Here is a 25634-nt window from a genome sequence, read left to right on the forward strand (position 1 = left end):
GCCACGAACGACGTGGCGGTCCGTGGACCGGCCTCCCCGGGCAGCGGGGACGACGCTCGGCGCCGGGTGCTCCTGCCGCGCTCGTGCGGCGGCCGGATCTGCCCATGCTCCGCGGAGAGACCTCCAGCTCGCCGCTCGATGCACCTCTCACCCCCTTGCGCGGACCATCGTTGGACCTGGGGCACACGGTAGGTTCAGTCCGGCCGGTTCGCGCGTCGAACCGGCCCGGCGTCCTCGATCGCCCGGCCGTCGCGGCCGGCGCCGGCCTCAAGAGCCGCGCGCAGCCCGCTGAGCGGTGAGCTGAGCACGGGTGTGTCACCCGCGCCCCGGGGGTCGGCCCGCCACGCGTCCGCCATCGAGGCCTGGGCCAGGACCACCACGTCGGACGTGCCCGCCGCCGCGACCACCGCGGACCGCACGAGCTCGTCGTGAGTGGCCTGCTCCCCGCGCCGACGGGCGTCGGCCGCACCGGGCACCACGGCGGCGTCCACAGCCACGTCGGCCGCACCCGCGGCCGCGGCGATGAGCCGGCTCGTCGGCCCGAGGGTGGTCTCGACCGTGGCGAGCACCGAGATGCGACCCCTGGCGCCGGGGGCCGTGGCGATCCGTACCGACTCCTCGGCCATGGGGCGGTCCACGCGCAGCACCGGCACGTCCGTGCGGTCGGCGGCGGCGTCGGCGCACTCGCCGATGGACGAGCAGGTGACCAGGACGGCGTCGGCACCCTGCTCGGCCAGGTGCCGGGCGTGCGCGGCGGTCCGGGCCGCCAGCTCGGGGGTGATGCCGTCGGCGGCGCGGGCGAGCAGGGCCGGGTCGACCACGTGCACGAGCTCGAGATCAGGGTCCAGCTCCGTGCCGAGGTCCTGGAACACCTCGGCCAGAGCCGGCACGGTGTGGAGCAGGCCCAGCCGGGTCACGCCTCGCTCCAGGGACGGGCGTACCTGTCGACGACGTCGACGAGGCGTTCCAGCCGGGGGACCGAGACCTCGGCGAGCCGGGCGGGTACGTCGTCGGTGCCGACGACGTCGCTCCACAGCGCCCGACCGGCCAGGAAGCCGCTCGCGCCCGCGCGGCAGGCGGCGGTGACCGCGCCGAGGTAGTCGTCGCGGTGCACCCCCTGGGACAGCACCACCCAGGGGCCGGTGATGGAGCGGTTCAGCAGGGTGCAGGCGCTCTCGAGCTCCTGGGCCGTCCCCCGGCCCGAGCGGGGCACCTGCACCTTGTAGAGGCTCTGCCCCACGACGGACAGCTCCTCGGCGGCCTCCCGGATCGCGACGTCGGCGTCCCAGGTGCCGTCGGACTCCTCGACCGGGGTCGCCCGGACCACCGGCTCGAGGACGGAGAGGACGCCGAGCCGGGCCGCCGCGGCGACGAAGTCGCGGGCCAGCGCGACCCTTTGCTCCCTGCGGTCGTCGCGCCGCCAGATGATCAGCAGCTTGATCGCGGCCACCCCCGCCAGGTCGAGCTCGGGGGCGACGACGACCTGGTCGAGCGACGTCTCCTCCACCGGGCCGCCGGGATCCTGCTCGAGGTCGTCGGCCGCGAGGATCAGCCCGGTGGTCGCCGGCAGCTGCTCACGCACGTCCTCGAAGCCGAAGTGCCGGTCGATGAGGAAACCGGACGCCAGGGGCCCGAGCGCGCGGGCGACCGCGAGCTTGAACTCGACCATCCGGGCGTCGTCCACCCGGCCCGCGCCCGCGTCGTCGAACATCGTGCGCAGGCTCTCGCGCTGGTCCATCGCGACCATCGCCAACCCGCCCGAGGGCCGTGCGATCGGGCCGAGGACCCTGCTCGTGCCGGACGTCGCGGACGGTGCGGTCATGGCTCTCCCTCGGTGGCGTCGTCGCCTGGCGGTACCTCAGGCAGGAGTCGCCGTCCGTGGGCGCTGCCCGGCCTCGGACTCTACGTCACCTGCCCCGGCGGGCAGGTGGATCCGGCCGCCGAACTCGCGGTACTCGCGGATGATACGGCCGAGCACCGCATGCCCGGCCTCGTCCTGGACCACCACGGACCCCAGGTCCACCTCCACCTCCGGTCCCACGATGCGGTGCACGGCACCGAGCATCTGCCGGAACTGGGCGGCCTCCTCGACGCCGAGGTCGCCGGTCACCGTCACGGCCGTGCCGGATCCGTTGCCGCCGAAGGACATCGTCAGCTCCACCATGCAACCCTCCCCAAGGATCGTCGCGAGAACCGTCTGACCTTCGACGGTAGGCCGCTTCGACGCCAGAAGCGACCCCAGAAGCGGTTCTCGTCGAATCTCGTCGTACCGGCCTCCGGCGTCCGTATCCACGGGCGCGAGCAGCGTCATCCGGCGTCCGTTTCCATGGCAGGTGCGGCGTCGTCCCGGCAGGTGCGCCGTCGCCCGTGGCGGGTGCGCCGTCGCCCGTGGCGGGTGCGCCGTCGCCCGTGGCGGGTGCGCCGTCGCCCGTGGCGGGGGCGGCGTCCGAGTCCCGCACCCTGTGGCGGCGGCTGCCCGAGGTCCGTCTCCGTCGCCTGCCGCACCGGGGCACAATCGCCCGATGGGCATGCATCGGTGGGAGCGAGTGGCGCAGGCGTCCGGACTCATGGCGGCGGACGGCACCGTCACCTCGACGATCTTCGCGGAGATGTCGGCGCTGGCCACCCGGACCGGAGCGGTCAACCTGGGCCAGGGCTTCCCGGACGCCGACGGGCCGGAGCACGTCAAGGACGCCGCCGTCGCCGCCATCCGTGCGGGCCGGAACCAGTACCCGCCGGGGCCGGGTGTGCCGGCCCTCCGCCGGGCGGTCGCGCAGCACCAGCGCCGGTACTACGGCCTCGACGTCGACCCGGACACGGAGGTGCTGGTCACCGTCGGCGCCACGGAGGCGTTGACGGCGGCGATCCTGGCGCTCGTCGGACCCGGGGACGAGGTGGTCACGCTCGAGCCGTTCTACGACTCCTACGCGGCGGCGATCGCGCTGGCGGGTGCCGTCCACCGGACGATCCCCCTGCACCCGGGTCCGGACGGCTTCCGCCTCGACCCCGCCGAGGTGGCCGGCGCCTTCACGCCACGCACGAGGCTCGCGGTCGTCAACAGCCCGCACAACCCGACCGGCACCGTGCTCACCCGTGCCGAGCTGGAGGTCGTCGCCCGGGCGGCGACCGACCACGACGTGCTCGTACTGACCGACGAGGTCTACGAGCACCTGACCTACGACGGGGCGACGCACACCCCGATCGCCACGCTGCCGGGCATGGCCGCGCGGACCCTCACCGTGTCGTCGGTGGGCAAGTCACTGTCCTTCACCGGGTGGAAGGTCGGATGGCTGCACGGGCCCGCCGAGCTCGTCACCGCCGTCCGCACGGTCAAGCAGTACCTCACCTACGTCGCCTCCGGCCCGTTCCAGGAGGCGACGGCCGTCGCCCTCTCCGACGACGACGGCGCCACGTCCACGTACCTCACGGAGCTGGCCGGGTCGCTGCAGGACCGGCGTGACCTGCTGTGCCGGGCGCTGTCCGACGCCGGCCTCGCCCCGGTCGTGCCGCGGGGCACGTACTTCGTCGTCGCCGACGGCTCGGGCCTCGGCCACGACGACGGCGCCGAGCTGTGCCGCGAGCTCCCCGGGCGGACCGGCGTGGTCGCCATCCCGGTGTCGGCGTTCTGCACCCCGGGTGGCCCGGTCGCCGAGGAGCTGCGCTCCTGGGTCCGGTTTACCTATGCCAAGTCGACGACCACGCTCGAGACCGCCGCGCACGGGCTGGCCAGGCTGAAGGGCTGAAGAACCTGCTCGCGGGTGCTCGGGCCGGACCTTAGCCCGCGAGCGCCCCAGCCTCCCGAGACCCTGCCTCCGAGACCCAGGCTCGCGAGACCCAGGCTCACGGGCGCTCGGGCCGGACCTCGGCCCGCGAGCGCCCCAGCCTTTCGAGACCCAGCCTTTCGAGAGCCAGCCTTTCGAGAGCCAGCCTTTCGAGGCCCAGGCTCCCCGAGGCCCAGGCTCCCCGAGACCCAGGCTCGCGGGCTCGGTCGCTCCGAGCCCTCGCCCAGGCTGCCTCTCCCGAGGCTTCGGCTTCAGGACAGAACCGACTCGGCCTCGGCGAGCGCCGCCCGTACGCCCGCCGTGACGTCTCGACCCGGCTCCTGGCATCGGTGGAGCGCGAGCTGCAGGCGGCACCAGACGATCCTCGCGGGCAGGCCGTCGGTCTCACCCGCCGCGCGGGCGTGGCCACGCAGGGCTGGCGCGACGGCGCTCGCCGGTATGCCGACGAAGTCCCACGCCGCGTCGAGCAGCCCCGCACCGGCGAAGTCGATGAGCCCGACGTACCGGCCGTCCGCCGCGATCACGTTCTCCGCGTGCACGTCACCGTGGCACAGCACCAGGTGCTCGCCGTCGAGCGCGGACGGGGCGAGGAGCCCGAGCAGCCTCAGGACCCTGGCGGCGAGGTCGCGCCCGACCGCTCCCGATCCCCGGAGTGTCTCGAGCGACCGGCGGGGGTCCACCTCGGGATGCTGCCGGAAGGTGCGCAGGCCGGAGGGGGCTGCTGCCGGCTCGACGGCGTGGAGCGCCGCCAGCTCGGCGCCGACCGACTCCCAGACAGCCGGGGCGCCGTCGCCCGGACGCAGGCTCGCACCCGGAAACAAGGACGTGACGAGCACCGGCACCGGCGCCAGGTCCGGGTCGTCCTCGATGCCGAAGATGCTGGGTGCACTGACGCCCAGCTCCCGTGCGAGCCCCGCCACCCGGGCATGGGTCATGCACGCCGCCACCGCCTCACCGGCGAGATGGGGCACCTTCAGCCCGATCTCGCCGGTGAGCCGCAGGACCGTGCTGGTCGCACCCACCCAACGATCCGGCGACGGCGCCACGGCCGGGAGACCGTGCCGTCGGCCGATCTCGGCGACGGCAGCTGGTGCGAGCGTCGTGGGCGTGGGCGTGGGCGTGGGCGTGGGCGTGGGCGTGGGCGTCGACGGCGTGTGTGTCGCGGGAGTCTGGACGTCGGCCACCTCTCGAGTATCCGCGGCGACTCTCGCTCCTGCGGTGGCTCCGTACACGCACGCACAGGCATCCGAAACCACAACCCGCACCCGAACCCGCTCCCGAGCCGCGCCTCCTGCCCCGACCGCGGAAACCGCTGGCCCGGCGATCACCCCGGCTCCGCCGTCGGGGCGCCCGAGCGGCTGAGTCGGGCCAGGGCGCAGGTGGCCGGCCCCTCGAGGACCTCGCCGCCGGCGGTGAAGCGGGAGCCGTGCAACGGGCAGTCCCACGAGTGCTCGGCATCGTTCCAAGACACGATCCCACCCAGGTGCGTGCACGCTGCGGACAGCCGCGTGGTGCGGCCGTCGACGGTGCTCACCGCCACCGGGCGCTGCCCGTCCAGCTCCACCCGGCCCTCCCCCTCGGGCGGGGCCACGCCGGTCGAACGCACCCGCGGGCTCGCCCAGTCCGCCGCGAGGCGGGCGGCGACGCCGGCGTTGAACCGGACGGCCTGGTCCAGGCCGGTCAGTGCGCTGGGGCGCCAGGTGCGCAGCGAGTGCGCCCAGGGGATCTGGCCGTCAAGGACGATCGCCGAGAGCGTCAGCGCCGCGCCGACGGCCATGGCCATGCCCCACTTGTCGTAGCCGGTGGCCACCAGGACACGGTCGGAACCGGGGACCAGCGGTCCCACCGAGGGCAGCTGGTCCATGCCCCGGTAGTCCTGCGCCGACCAGACGTGGGTCGGCGTTGCCCCCGGGAAGTGGTCCGCGGCCCACCGGGTCAGCTCCATCACGTGCTCGCGCTCGGACAGGGCCCGCCCGGTGGGGTGACCGGAGCCGCCCACGAGAAGTCGCTCGTCGCCGTCGGCGCCGGCGGTACGCAGCGACCGGGTCGGGGCGTCGGCGGAGATGAACATGGGACGCGGGATGTCGCCGGGCACCTGCAGCGCGATCGCGTAGGAGCGGGAGGGCTCGAGCCGGGCGAAGAACGCTCCGCGGTCGAGGACCGGGGTGCCGGTGGCGAGCACCACCTGGTCGGCGACGATCTCGCCGTCCGCGAGCCGCAACCGGCACGGCCGGGTGCCGTCCAGGCCAAGCACACGGCGGCCAGTGAAGATCTCGCCCCCGTGTGCCTCCACGTCAAGCGCGAGCGTGGTCAGCACGTCGAGCGGGTCGAGCTGCGCCTGGTCGGCGAGGCGGACGGCCCCGAAGGTCTCGAACGGCAGGCCCGCGTCCTCCAGCCACTCCACCGGCAGACCCGCCTCGTGCACGGCGTCGTGCTCCGCCCCGACCGCGTCACGTCCCTGCTCGGTCGCGGCATAGGTGATCGCCGGGCGGCGCTGGACGGGCACGTCGTGCTCCGCGCAGTACCGCAGCAGCCACTGCTGGCCCTCGATGTTCCCTGTGACGTAGTCCCGGACCGTGCTCGGGGAGTGACGCCTGGCGATACGCGAGAGCTTGGTCCCCTGGAGCACCGTCACCTTCGCAGTGGTGTTGCCGGTGGTGCCCGCCCCCACGTGACGGGCCTCCACCACGGCGACGGAGCACCCGGAACGTGCGAGCAGGAGCGCCGTCGTCAGGCCCGTCAGACCCGCGCCCACGACCACGACGTCGAACCGGCGGCCGGAGGGCGGTGGCGGGTAGGCGGGCAGGTCGGGGCGGTCCAGCCACAGCGACGTCATGACGTACCTCCGTGCTCGGGGTTCCATCCTCTGGCCAAGCAGACGCAGGGGCCAGCGCAGAGCACGGTCCGGAATCTTCCGTGCCGGGTCCTGTCCCTGGTGGCGGTTCCTGTGCCACGCTTGCGGCATGACCGCGCACGACGACGGGCAGCCGGCGCCCGACGGCACCACCGCGCACGAGGTGGGGACGGACCGCTCCAACGGGATCGGTGCCGTCAGTCTGCTGACCTCGGAGGTCCGTCTGCGCCTGATCCTGTCGGGTGAGGTCGAGAGCAGCCTGCGGAAGGAACTGACCGAGGCGATCGACGACGCGGAGTCGACCGGGCTTCCCGTCGACGTCGACACCAGGTCCGTGACCTTCATGGACTCCTCGGTCATCGCCCTGCTGGCCCGCCTGGCCTACCGCCGGCCCGAGCAGCGGCTGCGGTTCATCGACCCACCGGACCTGGTGCGCTTCCTGCTCGGGGTGACCCAGCTCGGTGCCGTCGTGGACGTCCTCGACCACGACCCAGGATTCCCCGAGAGCTCCACGGCGTACGGGCGGCCCTCAGGGCTCTGACGCGAGGCCCGTGAGGTTGCACCCGGGTGCGGGCGCGAGCCCTCGGTGCCTCGGGGATGCGGCGCCGTTTCCGCACCCGCACCGGAGTGCAGCGCCGTCCCGTACCCACATCTGCGGTGCAGCGCCGTCCCGCACCCGCCCCGGGGTGCGGCGCCGTCCCGCACCTCCGGGTGCGGCTGCCGACCAGGCGGTCCAAGGTTGGGCAGGGCCTGTGCGGCCGCGCCTGCAGGTGCCGCACGCCCGTGCACCGATCAGATTCGTCGAGGGGACTCGCCATGTACGAGCCACGCCACACCCATGCCGATCAGCTGTTCTTCCAGAGCCCGGTGAGCCGGTACTCGGCCATCGAGCCGCCCGAGCAGCACCAGGACGAGCCGGGCCTCGACGCCGACCTCGTCCCGCAGGCTGACCTCGGCGAGTTCTCGTACCGCGGCACCGGGCGCCTGGAGGGACGCAAGGCCCTCGTGACCGGGGGAGACTCCGGGATCGGCGCCGCCGTCGCGATCGCGTTCGCCCGCGAGGGGGCGGACGTGGCGATCACCTACCTGCCCGCGGAGGAGGTCGACGCGCAGAAGGTCGCGCAGCTCATCACCGACTGCGGCAGCAGGGCCGTCACGATCCCCGGCGACCTCACGAATGCCCGGTTCTGCCAGGAGGTCGTCGACCAGGCTGCCGCTGAGCTCGCAGGTCTGGACATCCTGGTGAACAACGCGGGGAAGCAGGTGATCTCGCGCAACCTCGAGGACCTCAGCGACGAGCAGGTGGAGCAGACGTACCAGACGAACATCATCGCGATGTTCCGTACGACCCGGGCGGCCCTGCAGCACCTGCCCGAGGGGTCGACCATCATCAACACCACCTCGGTGGAGGCGTACCAGCCCGCGCCGATACTGCTGGACTACGCGTCCACGAAGGCGGCGATCAACAACTTCTCCAAGGGGCTCGCGCAGCAGCTGGCGCCGAAGGGCATCCGGGTCAACGCCGTCGCGCCGGGGCCGATCTGGACACCCATCCAGCCTTCGGACGGCCAGCCGCCGGAGGAGCTGCCCGAGTTCGGCAAGAGCACCGCGCTCGGCCGGGCCGGCCAGCCGACCGAGGTCGCCGCCGCCTTCGTCTTCCTCGCGTCGCCGGAGTCCAGCTTCGTCGTCGGCGAGACGCTCAACGTCAACGGCGGTATGCCGACGCCGTAGGGCCGGCAGCAGCAGGCCGTGCGGCGGTGGGCAGTGCGGCACTAGGTCGCGCGGCAGTGGCCGAGCGGACGTGGGCCGGGGCGGACGTGGACCGAGCGGACGTGGGCCGGGCGCGTTCGACCGGCCGCTGCCCGCGAGCGGCGTGAGCCGAACGGTGTGCGACGGGGTCAGGCGGGGAGGTGGTCAGACGGGCTCGATGCTCACCTGCTCGGCGAAGGTCTCGATCTGGTCCCGTCGCCCGGTCCCCAGACCGCGGCGGGTGACGTTGAGGGCACCGGCGGCGACGCCGAGACCGACCGCGGAGCGCAGGTCAGCGCCACGTCCCGTGCCGACGGCGATCCCGGCGGTCATCGAGTCACCGGCTCCCTTGTTCTCCCGGGTGCTGACCTTCGGTGGTGTCAGGAGGTGGGCGCCGTCGTCGTCCACCACCAGGGTGGGGTCGGCCGCACGTGAGACCACGATCGCCGCAAGGCCGTCCTTGATCATCGACTTCCCGGCCGCACAGAGCGCACCGAGGCTGTCGTCGTCGGCGAAGCCGCCCTCGATGAGCTCCTCGTGGCTGATCTTCAGGATCACACCGTCGGCGCCGACCACCTCGCGGGCCTGGTCGCCGGAGAGGTCCGCGACGACCGGTTTCCCCGCGGTACGGAGATCGGCTGCCAGCCGGCCGAAGAAGCTGGCCGGCACGCCGAGGTCGTCGTCGGCGCCGGTGATGACGCACACGTCGGCCTCCATGGAGTTGACGAGCATGGTGCCGTAGATGTCGTCCTGGGCATGCCGGTCGAGGGCGGGGGAGCGCATGACGACGATCTCGTCCCGCTCGCCCTGCCGGTAGTCGATGATGTGTGCGCTGATGCCCGTGGTGTGGGTGACCTGCAGCTCAAGACCTTCGGCTCGTGCGAGTGCTGCGGCGGCCATGCCGGTCTCCCCGCCGAAGGGCCCGCACAGGACCGAGCGGGCGCCGAGGGTCGTGGCCATCCGGGCCACCCAGAGCCCCTGGCCGCCGGGGTGGACGTGCACCTGTGGGTCGTCGGGAGCATCCGCTGTCGTCTCGACGGTGATCTCGAGCAGCGGGCCGACGGACAGCACCGAGACGACCGGGCCGGACGGGTCTGCCTGGGACTCGGTGCTCACGGGTTGCTCTCCCTCGGTGCGGTGCGGATGCGGTGTGCGGGCTGCTGCGCGTCGCCTGGCTCGTCAGTATTCGGGACCGCCATCCCTCCCGCACCACGGGCGCAGCGGCGCACCCGGACGCCTGTTGCGCCACGGGAGGTGTTGGCGGTATCCGAAACCCTGCTGCGTCGCGGTGTGCCGGGCGGCACCCGAACGCCTGCTGCGTCGTGGTGTGCGGGCGGTATCCGAACGCCTGCTGCGTCGTGGTGTGCGGGCGGCACCCGAACCCCTGCTGCGCCACGGATGTGCGGGCGAGGCAGAACCTCTCCCGACGGCACCCACGCGCAGTGCGCGCACCTCCCGCACCAGCGGGAGGCGGGCACGGACCGACCTCGCCGGTGACGCCGCCAGATCGCGCCGGTGGGCGGGGCCGTCTCCTCAGGAGCACCATGGTCGCATCGCAACGGTCGCAACGGTCGCAACGGTCGCAACGGTCGCAACGGTCGCAACGGTCGCAACGGTCGCAACGGTCGCAACGGTCGCAACGGTCGCAACGGTCGCAACGGTCGCAACGGTCGCAACGGTCGTGGCGCCCGCAACATCGCGGCTGCAAGCACGGCCAGCACGGCCAGCACGGTCAGCAGGACCAGGGCGGCCGGGAAGGCAGGACGGGCAGGACGGCCGGGACAGGCAGGACGAGCAGGACAGGCAGGACAGGCAGGACGGCCGGGACAGGCAGGACTGCCACGACCGTGAAGGAGGTGCTCCATGACCGGACGCCTGCCCGACCAGCCGGTCGGTCTCCCGGTGAGCCTCCAGAACTGGGAGTCGCTGACGTTCCTGCACTGGGCCATCCGGCCCGAGGTGGTCCAGCGGCTCCTTCCGGACGGGCTCGAGGTCGACAGTTTCGACGGCGACGCCTGGGTGGGCGTGACACCGTTCCGGATGCGGGACGTGCGCGCCGGCGCCCTCCCACCGGTGCCGCTCCTGTCCGTCTTTGCGGAGGTGAACCTGCGCACCTATGTCCGAGCCCGTGACGGCACGTCCGGACTGTGGTTCTTCTCGCTGGAGTGCCCGCGGCTTGCGGTCGTCCTTGCCCTGCGAGCATTCGCCGTCCCGTACCGGTGGGCCGACGTCGAGATGGTGGATGGCGCGGACCGGTACGAGTACCGCAGTCGCCGGCGCGACGCGCAGATGCGAGCCGTCGTGACGGTCGGTGAGTCCGTGGAGGCTGACGAGCGCCTCGACTTCCTCACCGGCCGCTGGTCGGCCTACACCCACCGGTGGGGCCGGCTCTGGCGCGTGCCGGTGGAGCACGAACCGTGGCCGCTGCACCAGGCCGAGGCCCACGTCGCCGTCGGGTCGCTGCTCGCGGCAGCCGGGCTGCCCACGGTCCGGGAGCCGCCCCTGGTGCACTTCTCACCGGGCGTGCACAGCAGGATCGGCGCACCGCGGCCCGTGCCGGCACCCCGGGTTTCGAGGAGGTGGAAACCTCCGAGCATGTCGAGGAACGTCTGAGGCCCCGACGGCGGGGCCCGCCTTCCTGGTCCCGACGCACCCCCTGGGTCGGGCCACCTCTACATCGGCAGCGCCGGCTCCCGGCGGCCGACGTCGTCGTTCGTCGTGCCAGGTGCGCGTTCAGGCACCGACGTCCGCGTGCGCCGTGCGGCGCAGCGCGGCATGGAGGCGGTCCGGAGTGAGGAGCCCGACGACAGATCCTGCGCCGTCGGTCACGCGCACCACGCCGTCGCGACTGCCGGCCAGGGCCGAGAAGGCGACCTCGAGCGTGTCACCCAGACGCACCTGCCCCGTCGAGACCTCGGTCGCCGCGACGTCGTCCGGAAGGAGGTCTCCTGCCTCGAGCCTCGCCAACGAGAGCAGGCGTACTGCGCGGGAGTCGCCGATGAAGCTCTCGACGAACGGGGTGGCGGGCCGGGTCAGCACTGTCACCGGCGGGGCGACCTGCTCCAGCCGACCGCCCTGGCTGAACACGGCGACCCGGTCACCGAGCAGGACTGCCTCGTCGATGTCGTGAGTGACCAGCAGGACCGTCGTACCGAGCTCGTCGTGGATGCGGCCGAACTCCTCCTGCAGCGATCGCCGGCCCTCGGGGTCGACGGCACCGAAGGGCTCGTCCATGAGCATCACCCGCGGGTTCGTGGCCAGGGCGCGCGCCACCCCGACCCGCTGGCGTTGCCCGCCCGAGAGCTCGTGGGGGTACCGCGGCCCGTGGAGGGCCGGATCCAGCCGGACGAGAGTCAACAGTTCTTCGACGCGTGCGGCGGTCCGTCGTCTGTCCCACCCGAGCAGGCGCGGGACTGTGGCGATGTTCTGGGAAACCGTGCGGTGGGGGAACAGGCCGACGTGCTGAATGACGTAGCCCATCCCGCGGCGCAGCTCGACCTCGTCCTGGGTGGCGATGTCCGACCCGTCGACGAGAACGCGCCCGGTGGTCGGCTCGACCAGCCGGTTGACCATGCGCAGCAGGGTCGACTTTCCTGAGCCGGAGGGACCCACCAGCGTCAGCAGCTCGTGCTCGGCGACATCTAGGTCGAGGCGCTCGACGGCGACGGTGCCGTCCGCATAGGTCTTGCCCACGCCGTCGAAGCGGATCAGCGGGTCGGCCGGGCTCTCGGTCTCGGGCACGCCCCGACGGTACCGCTGGCCGGGTGCCGGCGACGGTTGTGCCGAGGACCTGTCGCTCCTCGTGCGAGATCTTCCGACGACCCGTCGCGCCTCGTGGACACCGTCACCTCCCGCCCGGCGGTGCTGCCACGATGCACCAGGAGCGTAAGGGAGGGGTGCGGTTGCCCAGCGGTGTGCTGCTCTCGGTGCTCGCCTCCGTGATGTTCGGGGTCCTGTACTTCCTCCCCGCCAGGCTGGGACTCACCGGCGAGGAGTTCTACGGCTGGCGGGTGCTGCTGACCGTGCCGCTCGTCGCCGTCCTGCTGGCGGCGTCGGGTCGATGGCGGACCGTTCGCGAGATGGCGGGCAGGATCCGTGCGCGCCCCGGCGTGCTCGGCAGGCTCGCGGCCACCGCCGCGCTGCTGGGACCGCAGCTGTGGCTGTTCTCCTGGGCGCCGAACAACGGCCATGCGCTCGAGGTCGCGCTCGGCTACTTCCTCATGCCCTTGGTGATGGTCGTCATCGGGCTCCTGCTCCATGGCGAACGGCTCTCACGGTTGCGTGTGCTGGCCGTGCTGTGCGCCGTCGTCGGGGTCGGCAACGAGCTGCTGCGCGTCGGGGCGCTGTCCTGGTCCACGGTTCTCGTGGCGTTGGGGTATCCGGCGTACTTCGAGCTGCGTCGCCGGCTCGGCACCGCAACCACCGGCGGGATGTGGTTCGAGCTGGTCCTCATGCTCCCGGTAGCGGGGTGGTTCCTGCTGACTGGTCCGACCGGCGGCGCGGCCGTCGACCGGACCGGTCTGCTCGTGCTCATGGGTCTGCTCAGCGCGACGGCGCTGGTGTGCTACCTCGTGGCCTCCCAGGTGCTCTCCTTCAGCTTGTTCGGACTGCTGAGCTACGTCGAGCCCGTGTGCCTGGCGCTGGTCTCGGTGGTGCTGCTCCACGAGGCCATCACCGCGCGGGAGTGGTTCACCTACGGCCCGATCTGGGCAGCCGTGGCGCTGCTGGTGCTCGAGGGCGCCGCGCAGGCCCGCCGGATGCGGGGTCTGCGAGCGGGCTGACCTCCGGCGGCGCGGGCAGGGGCGCGATAGCGTCTCGGTCGTGGAGCCGACAGCCGTCGCCGACAACCCGTGGATCTCCTGGCGGTACGTGGAGAACAACTGGGGCACGCTCGTCGACCTGACCGGTCAGCACGTCAGCCTCACCGTGCAGGCCGTGCTCATCGCCCTCGTGCTGGCAGTGCCGCTGGCGCTGCTCGCCCGCAACCGGCCGACGCTGGCCAGTCTCCTCCTGGGTGGCTCCGCCGTCCTGTACACCGTGCCCTCGCTCGCGCTGTTCGGCCTGCTCGCACCGTTCACCGGCATCGGCCGCGTCACCGTGCTCATCGGCCTCGTGGCCTACGCGATGCTGGTGCTGGTGCGCAACACGCTCGTCGGGCTGCAGGGCGTGCCCGCCGACGTCAGCGACGCCGCCCGGGGCCTCGGCTACTCCGGCACCCGGCGGCTCGTCACCGTGGAGCTCCCGCTCGCGCTGCCGGCAATCATCACCGGCGTGCGGCTCGCCACGGTCACGACGGTGGCGCTCGTGACCGTCGGCGTCGTGGTGGGATACGGCGGGCTGGGTCAGCTGATGTTCCGCGGCTTCAACTCCTCGTACCGCGCGGAGATCATGACCGCCACGCTGCTCTGCCTGGCGATCGCCCTGGCGGCCGATCTCGTCCTCCTTCTCCTCGGGCGCGCGGTGACGCCGTGGTTGCGTCGGAGGTCCGCATGAACGACGGCACGTCGGCGCTCGCCGACGCGTTCACGTACCTCAACGACCCGCTCAGCTGGTCCGGCAGCCGGGGCATCCTCGCCCTGCTCGGTGACCACCTGTGGATGACTCTGGTAGCCGTGCTGCTCGCGGCCGCGCTCGCTCTGCCGATCGGGCTGTGGCTCGGCCGCGCCGGGCGCGGCGGCTCCGTGGTGGTGGCCGCCGCCAACCTCACCCGTGCACTGCCGACGCTGGCACTGCTCTACCTCTTCACCGCGGGCATCGGGCTGGGGCAGTGGCCGACGATCCTGGCGGTCGCGATCTTCGCCGTCCCGCCGATCCTGTCGAACACGTGGACCGGTCTGCGCGAGGTCGATCCCGCCGCGCGCGACGCGGGACGGGGGATGGGCATGTCGTCGGGGCGCCTCCTGCTCTCCGTCGAGCTGCCGCTCGCGCTGCCTCTCATCGGCGCCGGTCTGCGTACGGCCGTCGTGCAGGTGGTGGCCACCGTCTCGCTCGCGGCGCTCGCGGCCGGGGGCGGTCTCGGCGTGATCATCACCAACGGCATCTTCACCCAGCGCTACGGGCAGGCTCTTGCCGGAGCGCTGCTCGTGGTGCTGGTCTGCCTGGGCCTGGAGGGCATCCTGGCCGCCGTCCAGAGGGTGCTGACCCCGGCGCCGATGCGCCAGTCCGGGCCCTCCCGGCGTCCGCATGGGCGTCGTGGGGCGTCGGTCGTCGGAGCGTGAGCCGCCCAGCCGGCTCGAGGCAGACGGTCGGCCCGCCGTGGCTCGGGCAGAAGCCTGTTCCGTGACCGGCGGGTCCCGCCCGGACGCTTCGGCTGGTCAGCGGGTTGCGCGCGGGGCCGCGCCGGTATCGAATGTCCCCGTCCAGCAACTCCGTGCCGGAGGTCTCCCATGCGTCGTTCGCTCACCGCCGTTCTGGGCGGACTCGCCGTCCTGGCCCTCGCCGCCTGCGGCGAGCCCGGATCCGCCGGTGGAGGCGGTGGCTCCACGTCCGACCCTGCGGCGACGGACTCCGACGTGCAGGCCTGCGCGCCGATCGCCGGCGACCAGCTCGTGGTCCTCGAGGACGACCAGCAGCTGCAGACCGTCGACAACGTCATCCCGGCGATCAACGCCGAGGCGGCCGAGCCGGCGATGATCGCCGCGCTGGATGCCGTCTCCGCGAGCCTGGACACCGACCAGCTCATCGAGCTCAACCAGGCCGTCGACATCGAGCGGAACACCTCGACGCAGGCGGCGGCGGAGTTCTACGAGACCGCCGGCATCGAGATCACGGACACGTCCGGCTCGGGGCCGGTGGTGGTCGGGGTGGCGAACTTCTCCGAGTCGATCACCCTGGGCGAGCTCTACGCGCTCGCCCTGACCGATGCCGGTTACGACCCCGAGGTCCGCACCATCGGCAACCGTGAGACCTACCTTCCTGCCCTTCAGTCGGGTGAGCTGACGGTCGTGCCCGAGTACGTCGGCACCTTGACCGAGTTCCTCAACAAGTCCGTCAACGGTCCGGACGCCACGGCCGAGAACCCGATGGCCAGCGCGGACCTCGACGCCACCGTCGAGAACCTGCGATCGCTGGGCGAGGAGGCCGGTCTGGTCTTCGGTGAACCGTCCGACGCCGCCGACCAGAACGCCTACGCCGTGACCCAGGCGTTCGCGGAGGAGCACGGGGTCAGCACGCTCAGCGAGCTCGCCGAGACCTGCGGCGACCTGGTGCTCGGCGGGCCGGTCGAGTGCCCGGACCGCCCCTTCTGCCAGCCGGGTCTGGAGGAGACCTACGGATTGGACTTCGCCGAGTTCGTCTCCCTCGACGCCGGGGGACCGCTCACCAAGCAGGCGCTCACGGCCGGTGACATCGCCCTGGGCATGGTGTTCTCCTCCGACGCCGTGCTCGCAACGGACTGAACGAGCACTTCCCAGGCGCTCGCCTGACTGCGTGATCGCTAGCCGAGCGTGATGAGGACGACCGCGACAGCGGCACCGGCCAGGCCCAACGACCGGCGCGCGGTGAGGCGCTCACGCAGCACCGTGATGCCGAGCAGCACGGGTAGCACGGGGTAGAGCGAAGAGAGAACCACCGCGATGGTCATCAGCTGTTCACGGGTGGCCAGCATGTAGAGCGTCAGGCCGAGGGCCGCCATGCCGCCGGTGGCGACTGCCGCGAGCGAGACCGAGACCGGCAGGGTGCGCAGTCCGGTCCCAGTGCGCCTTGCCATGGGTAGGACCACCAGAACCGCAGTCACGCGGCCGGCGACGATCGGCCACAGGCCGACCCCGTCGGCGACCTGGGCCAGAGCCGTGTACTGGACCGCGATGCCGACGCTGGAGATCAACGCGTCAGCCGCTCCGTCGGCTCTCGCCTTCACGGCGCCTTTGCTCGTGGTGGAGATGAGCCACAGTGACGGCAGCGCAGCGATGATCCCGATCCAGGCGACTGCGGTCGGACGGTCGCCGAGGATCGACACCGCGATGAGGACTGGCAGCAGGGTCCCTCCGACGGCAACCAGCGGGACGACGACGCTCATGCTGCCGCGGCTGAGACCGCGGTAGAGGAACACCATGCCTACGCCCGTGCCGATTCCCGAGAGTCCGCCCCAGGCCAGATCGACCATGGTGACGCCGGTTGCCGGAACGAACGGTGCGGCTAGAACGGTGAGAACGAGCGCGCCGACCTGTCCGACCAGCGCGACGGTCGTCGGGTCGGCGCGGCGTGACAGGAGTCCACCGATGAAGTCGGCGAGCCCGTAGAAGAACGCCGATCCAAGGGCGAGGAGCACGCCCACCGTCAGACAGCCTCACGGGACGACATGGCCACCAGCCAAGCACCGTGCCATCACTGACGCGCGGCAGCACATCCTCGGCCGGCCCGTCCTCCGTCCGGTTCTCGAGCGCGCGCCGGGTCGCCGCACTTGGCCGCCGTCGCCAGGACGACGGCGCTCCTCCTCCTACGGTGACTTCGATGGCGAGACGGCGCTGCGGTCGCACCCGCTGCGCCGGATCCCGGTGCATGGCCGCGGGGGAACGTCGTCAGTCGGCGTAAGGGAGGGTGATGGTGGTGCCGTCGCGGCGCGTGAAGGTCCAGTGGTCGCCGGTGCGTTCGATGGTGATGTTGTGCTGGTGGACGTACTCGTGGTGGTGCCAGCACAGCAGGATCCCGAAGGCGGCGTTGGTGGGGCCGTACTGGTCGTACCAGAACAGCGAGTGATGGATCTCGCCCTCGCCTGGTGGGGCGTCGCAGCCGGGGTACTTGCAGCGACGGTCGCGGGCGATGATCGCTCGGGTCTGGGCGGGGGTGAAGAGGCGCTCTTCGCGTCCGTGGTCCAGGATCTGTGAGTCCGGTCCGAAGATGGTGCGGTGGAGCTGGCTCTGGCAGGCGAGCCGGGCCAGGAGCTGGTGCGGGATCGGTGTCCCGTCGCTCAACGTCGCGGGGTCGGCGCCGACGAGGAGGTCGTAGTCCAGGTCTGTGGAGATCACCATCGCCCCGCTGCGGTCGGTGCTGTCGGTGCTCTTGGTGTCCCTCGAGGCCGAGGCATCTGAGGTGGCCCGGTCGGCCGGTGCGATGACGGGCCGGTGGCCGTCGGTGTCTGTTGTGCAGCCGGAACCGGCGCCTGTGCGGGCGCCTGTGCTGGTGCCCGCCTCCGTGCTGCCACGCTGGTCGGGTCGGTTGGCGGCGATGAGGCGTCGGAAGGTGTCGTAGGTGACGTTGACGCCGATGTGAGGCCGGATGCGGGCGCCGGGCTTCAGGGCACCGGAGTCCAGGCTCAGGTGGGTGAGGGAGACCAGGGCGCCGGCGCGACGTTGTTTGGTACTGCGGTTGTCGTCGGCGGCCGGGGTGCCGATGCGGGCGTCGAGGGCTTCTTGTAGGGCCTGGCCGTTGACGGTGGAGAGCCAGCCCTGGAGGTGGTAGCCGCCGGTGGTGGGGGCGAGCGTGAGCTCCTCGCGGTCGGACTCGGCGATCCAGTGTCGGTCGGCGGCCTCGGGGTCGGTGCGGATGGCCCAGTGGCGCACGACCTTGTCGAAGTCGGAGGCGTCCATGGTCTTGGCCTGGGTGATGAGGAAGTCCTCGCCGAGGTGGGGGTCGGTGAGCTGGGCGCGCCGGTCTGGGGTGTCGGTGGTGTGCCGGGTCATCACCGCGACGTGGTCGGCGCTGATGCTTCCGGCCTTGAGGGCCGCGGCGGTGGCGGGGAGCTGGTCGCGCAGCAGCCGGGCCTGGCGCACGGCCCGGGCGGCGGAGGTGTGCTTGCGGCCCGTGGTGTTGCGGTACCAGGCCGCGAAGGACCGTGCGCCGCTGGTTGCCCACATCCCGTCGGCCTCCGCTGCAGTCAGCACGCGTGCGGTGAGGGACTCGACCTGCCGGGTCAGCGTCTCTACCTGGGCGACGGCGTCGAGGAGCTCCTGGGAGGCAAGGCCCTGCAGATCGAGCCCGTCCAGGGTGGCCAGGTCGGCACGGACCGCCTCGAGCCGGGCAGTCAGGCCCGGGCTGCCCGGCCCGCAGCTGCCGGCGCCGGGCGAAGGAGGTGGTGTGCTGGTCGTCGACATCGCTGCCACCTCCTCGTGGTCGCCGGCTCGGTTCCGGCGTCGTCGCCGGTGCCGCCATCCGAGTGTCGGACTCGCTCTCCGACTACCACAACGGTATCGAACGGGCGTTCTACGGCGCAAGAGGAATGGCGGAATTCCGCCAAATTTGTGGACAGCGTGGCAACAACGGCCCACTGTGGAAAACCGTGAGCCGCTCGCTGTTGGCACGTCGAACGGTTCGGGAGTCGTGTGTGCCTCGGGCTTCGGTCCAGTTGCCTGCGCGTCGGGCGTCCCATCTGCGGCAACGAACCGGGCACGGCGGTCGGCCTCGAAAATGACGTCCAGTCACGGACGCCATGTGGACATCGGCCCTCGTGCGCCTCGGGGCACGGGCAGCCGCGGTCGCCCAGGGCTTTCTGGGCGACCACGGGGATGGAACTCAGATGCTGTGCCGCATCGCACGGATGCCCACGGACAGGCCCAGCGCGGCGAGCACGAGAGCGGCGAGCGCCCCCTGCCACACCGCCGGCTCGGTGAACATGCCGTTGAACAGGGCGCGCTCCGCGTCGACCATGTACGTGAGCGGGTTGAACTGCGCGAGGACCTGCATCCACCTCGGCCCCGACTCCAGCGGCAGCAGCATCCCGGAGAGCAGCATGAGCGGGAAGAGCAGCCCCTGCTGCACGGTCCAGAACATCCAGTCCCGCTCGCGGGAGGCGATGGCGAGCGCGTAGCTCAGCGCCCCCAGCCCGAGCCCGAAGACCGCGAGGATCACCAGGCCGAGCGCCATGCCGGGGATCGACGGCCGGAAGCCCCAGATCGCGGCCACCCCGGCGATGACCAGTGCCTGCAACACGAGCGGCACCATCTCCTTGCAGGCCCGCCCCACCATGAGCGCCGATCGAGCGACCGGCGCGACAAGCATCCGCTCGTGCGCGCCCGACTGGATCTCGAAGAGCAGGTTCGAGCCGGTCATCGCGGTTCCGAACAGGGCGATCATCACCACGATGCCGGGAACGAACCACTGGAACGCGTCGGCGATGGGCAGCCCGGTGATGCCGCCGAGGAGCGGGCCGAAGAAGGCGAGGAACATCAGCGGCTGCATCAGCGAGAAGACCAGGCTGAAGGGGTCGCGGACCATCGGGCGCAGCTCGCGCACGAACACGCTGCCGGAGTCGCGGACGACACCGGACGGGCGGGCGGCGGGGGCGGCGTCGAGGTGAGTGGTCGTGGTGGTCATCGTGCAGCTCCAACGTGGGTGGTCTCGGGAGTGGGCACGCCGTCCGCCGTCTGGTTCTCCTCACGCAGGCTCCGACCGGTGAGGTTGAGGAAGACGTCGTCGAGCGTCGGCCGGGCGAGCTCGGCCGTCAGGACCTGGTGCCCGACCCGGTCCAGCTCGCGCAGCAGCGCGGGCAGGACGCGGTCGCCGTGGTTGACCCCGACGACGATCCGCGTTCCGGCGCCGGCCGGCGTCACCTCCGGCTCCGGGTCGGCCGCGGCGGAGTCCGCGGCCGCCCGCCGGACCACCGCGACAGCACCGCCGGGATCGCCGTCGACGGTCAGCGTGATCCGGTCACCGGCGAAGCTGGTCTTCAGCCGCGGGGCGGTGTCGTCGGCGATGATGCGCCCCTGGTCGACCACCATCACCCGCTCAGCGAACTGGTCCGCCTCGTCGAGGTAGTGGGTGGTGAGGAAGAGCGTCATGCCGTACCGCTCGCGCAGCTCGAGGATGTGCTGCCACAGGTGGGCGCGGGACTGCGGGTCGAGCCCGGTGGACGGCTCGTCCAGGAAGAGCAGGCGCGGCCCGGGGATCAGGCCGAGCGCGATGTCCACCCGCCGGCGCTGCCCGCCGGAGAGCTTCATCGTCGGCTGGTTCACCAGCTCGGTGAGACCGAGGATCTCGACCAGCTCGTCTGCCCGGCGACGGGTCTCCGCCCGGCCGAGGCCGTAGAGGGCGCCCTGGCTGAGCAGCTCGTCCCGCACCCGCTGGTACTGGCCGGCGCCGTTCTTCTGGCCGATGTAGCCGATGCGCGCGCGGACCTCGGCCGGCTCGCGGGCGATGTCGTGGCCGCACACGGTCGCGGTGCCGCCGGTGGGCTCGAGCAGGGTGGTTAGCATCCGCAGCGAGGTGGACTTGCCCGCTCCGTTCGGCCCCAGGAACGCGGTCAACGACCCGGGTGCGACGTCCATGGTCAGGTCGCTCACGGCGACGACGGTCTTGCCTCCCGGCCCGCGGAAGTGCTTGCTGAGCTCGCGGGCGCTGATGATCGGTGGAGTAACCATGACGACCACGCTAGAAGGGCATCAGGCCAGATCCTGTCCGCGATGCGGCGTAGATTTCCCGACATGTCAGATCCGACGTCCCGAGCGCTCCGGCTCCTCTCCCTGCTGCAGTCGCACCGCTTCTGGTCCGGCCCCGAGCTGGCCGACCGTCTCGCGGTCTCCGAGCGCACCCTGCGCCGCGACATCGACCGGCTGCGCGAGCTGGGCTACCGGGTGGCCGCCCAGCCCGGGACGGCCGGCGGCTACCAGCTCGAGAGCGGCAGCAACCTGCCCCCGCTGCTGCTCGACGACGACGAGGCGGTGGCGATCGCCGTCGGCCTCCGCACGGCCGCGATCCAGGGCATCGGCAGCGGCGAGCAGACCTCGCTGAGCGCGCTGGCGAAGATCGAGCAGGTGCTGCCCCGGAACCTGCGCCGTCGCGTCGCCGCGCTGCAGGCCCACACCATCCCGGCCGTGCGTGCCGACGCGCACGTGGCCGCGGAGGCGCTCGCCCAGCTCGCGCTGGCGTGCCGCGACCACGAGCGGCTGCGCTTCCGGTACACCGACAGGCAGGGGCAGGTGACCTCCCGGCTCGTCGAGCCGCACTCGCTCGTCCCGCGGGACCGGCGCTGGTACTTCGTGGCGTGGGACGTCGACCGCGGCGACTGGCGCACCTTCCGCATCGACCGGATGAGCGCGCTGCTGGGCACCGCCGTGCGGGTGGCGCCCCGCGAGCTGCCCGCCGAGGACGCCGCGGAGTTCGTCCTGGCCGCGCACTCCGCCCTCCGGTACCGCTACGACGCGGTGGTGCGGATGTCCGCGACCATGGAGCAGGTGCGGGGCCACTTCGGCGTCTGGGCGAGCGGTGCCGTCGACGGTCCCGACGGCACCGTCGACTGGCCGATCGGCGGCGGCTCCATCCCTGAGCTCCTCATGAGCCTGCTGTGGATCCCGCGGGAGATCGAGTGGCGGCTCGAGTGCGCCGAGGAGGTCGCCGCGGTGCTGCGCGAGTTCCGGGGGCGGCTGTCCACCGCCCTGTAGGTCACACCAGGCCCTCCTCGCGCGCGAGGATCGCCGCCTGCACCCGCGAGGTGCAGCCCAGCTTGGCCAGCACGTGGGAGACGTGCGTCTTCGCCGTCGCCTCGCTGATGTGCAGACGGGTCGCGAGGTCGGCGTTCGACAGGCCCTGCCCGAGGCAGATCAGCACCTCGCGCTCCCGGGCCGTGAGGCCGGCGAGCGCCGGCGACCCGCCGGTCCCCGCCGCAGTGGCGGGCGGCGGTGCGGCGGCGAACGCGGTGAGGAGCCGCCGGGTGACCTCCGGCGCGAGGACGCCCTCCCCGGCGGCGACGCGGCGCACGGCGTCGGAGAGCGTGGCGGCGTCCGCCGTCTTGAGGAGGAACCCCGCGGCCCCGGCGCGCAGCGCACCGAAGACGTACTCGTCGAGGTCGAAGGTCGTCAGGACGAGCACGTCGGCGAGCTCCTCGCCGATGATGGTCCGGGTGGCGGCGATGCCGTCGACGCCGGGCATGCGGATGTCCATCAGGACGACGTCGGGCCGCAGCGCGCGGGCGTTGGTGACGGCGGCGCCACCGTCGCCCGCCTCGCCGACGACGGATATCCCCGGGGCGGCCTCGAGGATGAGGCGGAGCCCGGAGCGGATGGCGGCGTGGTCGTCGGCGATCAGGACCGTGGTGGTCAACGCGTCTCCTCGATGGGCAGGGTGGCGCGGACGCGCCACAGCTGATGGTCTCGCGAGCCCGGGTCGGCTCCGGCGACCCACCCGGCCTCGAACGTGCCCCCCAGCGCCTCGGCGCGCTCGCGCATCGTCAGGAGACCGATCCCCGTGCCGCCGGGGTCGGGCCGCCGCGCGGTCCCGGACCCGCCGGTGCTCGTCACCTGCAGCCGGAGCGCCGCACCGTCGACGTCGACGACCAGCTCCACGTCACCGCCTCGCGCGTGCCGGCTGGCGTTGGTCAGCGACTCCTGGACGATGCGGTAGGCGGCCTGGTCGACGGCGGACGGCAGCGGCGGGACGTCCGGGAGGCGGACCTGCACCGACAGCCCGCCGGCCCGCGCCGTCGCGACGAGATCGTCGAGCTCGCTCAGCCGGGCCGGGGACCTCACCTCGTCGTCGCCGGAACGCAGCAGGAGGATCATGGCGCGCATCTCCTCCAGCGACGAGACGCTCGCAGCGCGGATGGCCTCCAGCGCCCGTCGCTCGGGACTGGTGGACGCGTGGTCCCGGGACCCGTCCCCCGCCCCCGGCGCCGTGAGGGCGGCCTCGGTGTGGATCGCGATCGCGGAGAGGTTGCCCGCCAGTGCGTCGTGGAGGTCACGGGCCATGCGGGTGCGCTCCTCGTGGACGACCTCCGCCTCGCGCAGGGCGCTCAGCCGCTCCAGGTCCGCGGCCCGCGCCGACGCGAGCTGGGCGAGCTCGGCCTGCTGGCGCACCGACCGTCCCCACCACAGCGGGGTGACGAGCACGGCGACGAGCGTCAGTGCAGCGGAGACGGCCGACTGGACCTGCCCGGTCACCACGAACACCACTGTCGGTGTGCCGATCGCGACCACCGCGACGGCGGACTCGATCCGCCGCACCGCTGCCGCACCGGCGTAGAGCGCTGTCGCATGGATGAGGTCGATGAGGGCGACCATCGTGCCGAGGCTGCCGCCGAGGCCGGCGTCGACCGCGACGATCACGACCCCGACGGCGAGCGTCAGGACCGGTCGGCGCCGCTTGCCGAGCATGACGGCACAGATCGCGAGCAGCGGCAGGGCCGCCCACCACCGGCCCGCGTCGTCCGCGACCGGGCCGGACCAGAGCCCAACAAGTCCCACGGCGATGAGGGCGAGCCCGACGGCGAGCGTGAGCACGGCGTCGCTGACGTCGCGAGCGCGCGGCGTACCCCGCACCGACGTCCGCCACCACCGAGCCAGAGCCGCCATGCGGTCATCTCAGCACAGCCTGCCGCCCGCGCTCCTCGGCCGAACGATGTAGGCCCTGGACGTCCGGTCGTCACAACGCCTGATTCCGCGCGCACCGTGCCCTGCCACGCTCGTGCCATGACCATCACGACCGTCGGGAGCCTGCTGGTGCTGGCGCTGATCGACTCCACCAGCTTCGGCACGCTGCTGATCCCGATCTGGTTCCTGCTGACCCCGGGCCGCGTCCGGGCTGCCCGGGTGCTGGTCTTCCTCGGGACCGTCGCGACCTTCTACCTGCTGGTCGGGATCGCCCTGGTCGCCGGTGCGGACGCCTTCCTGGGCGACCTCGACGCCCTGCTCGACCATCCCGTCGCCGCCCGGGTCCAGCTCGTCGTCGGTGTCGCCCTGCTGGTGTGGAGCTTCCGGATCGGCAGGAAGAAGACCGACGACGACGGCGCACCACGCCCGGGCAGGATGCTCCGCTGGCGCGAGCGGGCGATGGGCGAGCGCGAGAGCGGCTCGGGCATCGCCGGACTCATGGGGCTGGCGCTCGGTGCGGCGGTCCTCGAGGTCGCGACGATGCTGCCGTATCTCGCCGCCACCGGGATCATCAGCACCGCCGACCTGCCGGCAGCCGGACGCCTCGGGGTGCTCGCCGCCTACTGCCTCGTCATGATCGCCCCGGCCCTGCTCCTGCTGGCCACGCGCCTCGTGGCCCGACGCCTGGCCGAGCCGGTCCTGCACCGCGTCGCGCGGTGGATGGAGAGGAGCAGCGGCGAGACGACCGCCTGGATCGTCGGCATCGTCGGGTTCCTCGTCGCCCGCGATGCCCTCGTCCGCATGCCGGGTCTGGTCGCCTTCCTGGACTCGGTCTGACGTGGTCCGTCACGGCTCCTGCAGGTAGCCGAGCGTGCGCCGGAGCGTGGCGGCGTCGTCGTCCGTCGTGTCGACGGTGAGGTGGTCGTCGACCCACGCGGCGTAGTAACGCGCGACGACGTCCTCCCACGTCGGTTCGACGAACCCGGCGATGTCCCGACGGCGACCGGCCAGCCGGGAGTGGTGCGTCTCGGGGTCGGGGCACACCGTCTCGATGAAGCGCAGCGGCACCCCGGTGCGCGTGGCGAGCTCGCGCCACTGCCCACGGGCCGGCTCGACGGCGTTCACCGCGTCGATGATGAGCGACCGGCCGGCGCGCAGGTTCTCCTCGGCGATCGCCTCGGCCACCACGTAGGCGGCCAGCCCGGTGGGCAGGGGGTCGCCGGGTCCACCGACGCCCGCGCGCCACATCGCCGCCTCGATGGGATCGACCGAGACCACCGGGACCCCGAGCTCGTCCGCGAGCCGGGCGGCGAGGTGGCTCTTGCCCGACCCGGGCAGGCCAGCCATGGCGATCAGCATCCGGGGCGACCCGCCGGCCGGGCCTGGCGTCGTCGCATCAGTCCTCGACCGCCCGCAACGGTACGAACCTGAAGGAGCCGAGTGCTCGGGTGCGCACCTCGTCGCCGTCGCGGTCGACGACGACGAGCTCGCCGCGCACCGGGATGACCATCCGGCCACCGTCGGCGAGCTGGCCCACGAGCGGCTCGGGGAGCCGCCGGGCCTCCGCCGAGACGAGGATCCGGTCGAACGGCGCCGACTCCGGCCTGCCGACCCGTCCCGGCTCCGCCTGCTCGATCCGCGCGCCGTCGACCTCCGCGGTGCGCAGGTTGGCCTGCCCGGACTCCACCAGGTCGGGCTCGATCTCGACGCCGACGACGGATCCGTCGGCTCCGACCAGGTGGGCCAGCAGGGCCGTCGTCCAGCCGGACCCGGAGCCGACGTCCAGCACCTTCTGGCCGGGCTGGGCGTCGAGGAGCTCGAGCATCTGCTCGACCGTGCTCGGCTGCGAGCAGGTGGCGCCGTGGCCGATCCGCAGCGGCTGGTCCGCGTCGGCGAAGCGGAGCTGGTCGTCGGGCAGGAAGTCGCGCCGGTCGACGGCGGCCATCGCCTCGCGAACGCGGTCGGTGCGCATCGTCTCGCCTCCCTCGTCGCCGCCCTGCCCTCATCCTCCCG

The 25634-nt window shown here is 72.6% G+C and carries 25 protein-coding genes; 10 read left to right on the forward strand and 15 right to left on the reverse strand.

The window, feature by feature from the left end; genetic code table 11:
* Positions 1-194 precede the first annotated feature (194 nt).
* Genes GD748_RS05715 through GD748_RS05725 form a run of 3 tightly spaced genes read right to left on the reverse strand, consistent with a single transcriptional unit; the run spans position 195 to position 2164 of the window.
* Positions 195-917, reverse strand: coding sequence for an aspartate/glutamate racemase family protein (locus GD748_RS05715; protein WP_152194157.1), 723 nt, complete (start codon positions 915-917; stop codon positions 195-197).
* Positions 914-1822, reverse strand: a complete 909-nt coding sequence (locus GD748_RS05720) for a hypothetical protein (RefSeq protein ID WP_152194158.1) — start codon at positions 1820-1822, stop codon at positions 914-916. Before GD748_RS05720 ends, GD748_RS05715 begins: the two co-directional genes overlap by 4 nt.
* Before the next feature lie 36 nt (positions 1823-1858).
* A complete protein-coding gene (locus GD748_RS05725) occupies positions 1859-2164 on the reverse strand; it encodes a hypothetical protein (RefSeq protein ID WP_152194159.1) in 306 nt (101 codons plus the stop codon).
* 358 nt (positions 2165-2522) lie between these two features.
* Here GD748_RS05725 and GD748_RS05730 point away from each other — a divergent pair, with 358 nt between their 5' ends.
* Positions 2523-3743, forward strand: coding sequence for a pyridoxal phosphate-dependent aminotransferase (locus GD748_RS05730; protein WP_152194160.1), 1221 nt, complete (start codon positions 2523-2525; stop codon positions 3741-3743).
* A gap of 290 nt (positions 3744-4033) precedes the next feature.
* On the opposite strand, the gene GD748_RS05735 is transcribed toward GD748_RS05730, so the two are convergent.
* A complete protein-coding gene (locus GD748_RS05735) occupies positions 4034-4804 on the reverse strand; it encodes an aminoglycoside phosphotransferase family protein (protein ID WP_193312830.1) in 771 nt (256 codons plus the stop codon).
* Between the two features lie 302 nt (positions 4805-5106).
* Positions 5107-6618, reverse strand: a complete 1512-nt coding sequence (locus GD748_RS05740) for an FAD-dependent oxidoreductase (protein ID WP_152194162.1) — start codon at positions 6616-6618, stop codon at positions 5107-5109.
* Between the two features lie 127 nt (positions 6619-6745).
* Between GD748_RS05740 and GD748_RS05745 the strand changes: the two genes are divergently transcribed.
* Positions 6746-7177: an STAS domain-containing protein gene (locus tag GD748_RS05745; protein WP_152194163.1), complete on the forward strand. Its 432-nt coding sequence runs from the start codon at positions 6746-6748 to the stop codon at positions 7175-7177.
* 275 nt (positions 7178-7452) lie between these two features.
* On the forward strand, positions 7453-8367 hold the full coding sequence (locus GD748_RS05750) for an SDR family oxidoreductase (protein ID WP_152194164.1): 915 nt from the start codon (positions 7453-7455) through the stop codon (positions 8365-8367).
* A 183-nt stretch (positions 8368-8550) separates the two neighbouring features.
* Here GD748_RS05750 and GD748_RS05755 read toward each other — a convergent pair whose 3' ends face one another.
* Positions 8551-9501 (reverse strand): 1-phosphofructokinase family hexose kinase, encoded by a 951-nt coding sequence (locus GD748_RS05755; protein ID WP_152194165.1) that lies wholly within the window; start codon positions 9499-9501, stop codon positions 8551-8553.
* Positions 9502-10248: 747 nt separating this feature from the next.
* Here GD748_RS05755 and GD748_RS05765 point away from each other — a divergent pair.
* Positions 10249-10998, forward strand: coding sequence for a YqjF family protein (locus GD748_RS05765; protein ID WP_152194166.1), 750 nt, complete (start codon positions 10249-10251; stop codon positions 10996-10998).
* A gap of 120 nt (positions 10999-11118) precedes the next feature.
* Here the strand turns inward: GD748_RS05765 and GD748_RS05770 are convergent, their stop codons facing one another.
* On the reverse strand, positions 11119-12126 hold the full coding sequence (locus tag GD748_RS05770) for an ABC transporter ATP-binding protein (RefSeq protein WP_226920794.1): 1008 nt from the start codon (positions 12124-12126) through the stop codon (positions 11119-11121).
* Positions 12127-12287: 161 nt separating this feature from the next.
* Between GD748_RS05770 and rarD the strand changes: the two genes are divergently transcribed.
* The 4 genes from rarD to GD748_RS05790 all read left to right on the forward strand — a co-directional run bounded on the left by rarD (position 12288) and on the right by GD748_RS05790 (position 15782).
* Positions 12288-13166, forward strand: a complete 879-nt coding sequence (gene rarD, locus GD748_RS05775) for an EamA family transporter RarD (RefSeq protein ID WP_152194407.1) — start codon at positions 12288-12290, stop codon at positions 13164-13166.
* Positions 13167-13206: 40 nt separating this feature from the next.
* Positions 13207-13878: an ABC transporter permease gene (locus GD748_RS05780; protein WP_152194167.1), complete on the forward strand. Its 672-nt coding sequence runs from the start codon at positions 13207-13209 to the stop codon at positions 13876-13878.
* Entirely contained in the window at positions 13875-14603 is a 729-nt protein-coding gene (locus tag GD748_RS05785; protein ID WP_152194168.1) for an ABC transporter permease, read from the forward strand. Before GD748_RS05780 ends, GD748_RS05785 begins: the two co-directional genes overlap by 4 nt.
* A gap of 168 nt (positions 14604-14771) precedes the next feature.
* Positions 14772-15782 carry a glycine betaine ABC transporter substrate-binding protein gene (locus GD748_RS05790; RefSeq protein ID WP_152194169.1) on the forward strand — a complete coding sequence of 337 codons (1011 nt, stop codon included), beginning with the start codon at positions 14772-14774 and terminating at the stop codon, positions 15780-15782.
* Between the two features lie 38 nt (positions 15783-15820).
* Here GD748_RS05790 and GD748_RS05795 read toward each other — a convergent pair whose 3' ends face one another.
* From GD748_RS05795 to GD748_RS05810, 4 genes are all read right to left on the reverse strand, one after another.
* Positions 15821-16660: a DMT family transporter gene (locus tag GD748_RS05795; protein WP_152194170.1), complete on the reverse strand. Its 840-nt coding sequence runs from the start codon at positions 16658-16660 to the stop codon at positions 15821-15823.
* Positions 16661-16904: 244 nt separating this feature from the next.
* Entirely contained in the window at positions 16905-18416 is a 1512-nt protein-coding gene (locus GD748_RS05800; protein ID WP_152194171.1) for an HNH endonuclease signature motif containing protein, read from the reverse strand.
* A gap of 418 nt (positions 18417-18834) precedes the next feature.
* Complete coding sequence (locus tag GD748_RS05805) at positions 18835-19635, reverse strand: ABC transporter permease (RefSeq protein WP_152194172.1); 801 nt, start codon at positions 19633-19635, stop codon at positions 18835-18837.
* Positions 19632-20678, reverse strand: coding sequence for an ABC transporter ATP-binding protein (locus GD748_RS05810; protein WP_152815216.1), 1047 nt, complete (start codon positions 20676-20678; stop codon positions 19632-19634). The genes GD748_RS05805 and GD748_RS05810 overlap by 4 nt, the downstream gene beginning before the upstream one ends.
* A 63-nt stretch (positions 20679-20741) precedes the next feature.
* On the opposite strand from GD748_RS05810, the gene GD748_RS05815 reads away from it, so the two are divergent.
* Positions 20742-21698, forward strand: a complete 957-nt coding sequence (locus tag GD748_RS05815) for a helix-turn-helix transcriptional regulator (protein WP_152194173.1) — start codon at positions 20742-20744, stop codon at positions 21696-21698.
* Between the two features lies 1 nt (position 21699).
* Here GD748_RS05815 and GD748_RS05820 read toward each other — a convergent pair whose 3' ends face one another.
* Together GD748_RS05820 and GD748_RS05825 are read right to left on the reverse strand one after the other, a co-directional pair.
* Entirely contained in the window at positions 21700-22356 is a 657-nt protein-coding gene (locus GD748_RS05820; RefSeq protein WP_152194174.1) for a response regulator, read from the reverse strand.
* On the reverse strand, positions 22353-23603 hold the full coding sequence (locus GD748_RS05825; RefSeq protein WP_152194175.1) for a sensor histidine kinase: 1251 nt from the start codon (positions 23601-23603) through the stop codon (positions 22353-22355). Before GD748_RS05825 ends, GD748_RS05820 begins: the two co-directional genes overlap by 4 nt.
* A gap of 117 nt (positions 23604-23720) precedes the next feature.
* On the opposite strand from GD748_RS05825, the gene GD748_RS05830 reads away from it, so the two are divergent.
* On the forward strand, positions 23721-24458 hold the full coding sequence (locus GD748_RS05830) for a GAP family protein (RefSeq protein ID WP_152194176.1): 738 nt from the start codon (positions 23721-23723) through the stop codon (positions 24456-24458).
* A gap of 9 nt (positions 24459-24467) precedes the next feature.
* Here GD748_RS05830 and GD748_RS05835 read toward each other — a convergent pair whose 3' ends face one another.
* Together GD748_RS05835 and pcm are read right to left on the reverse strand one after the other, a co-directional pair.
* The gene (locus GD748_RS05835; protein WP_227659299.1) at positions 24468-24968 is read right to left on the reverse strand and encodes an AAA family ATPase; all 501 of its coding nucleotides are present in this window, start codon (positions 24966-24968) and stop codon (positions 24468-24470) included.
* Between the two features lie 49 nt (positions 24969-25017).
* On the reverse strand, positions 25018-25593 hold the full coding sequence (pcm, locus tag GD748_RS05840; protein WP_152194178.1) for a protein-L-isoaspartate O-methyltransferase: 576 nt from the start codon (positions 25591-25593) through the stop codon (positions 25018-25020).
* Positions 25594-25634 lie beyond the last annotated feature (41 nt).

The organism is Georgenia subflava, from assembly GCF_009193155.1.
Classification (GTDB): Bacteria; Actinomycetota; Actinomycetes; order Actinomycetales; family Actinomycetaceae; genus Georgenia; species Georgenia subflava.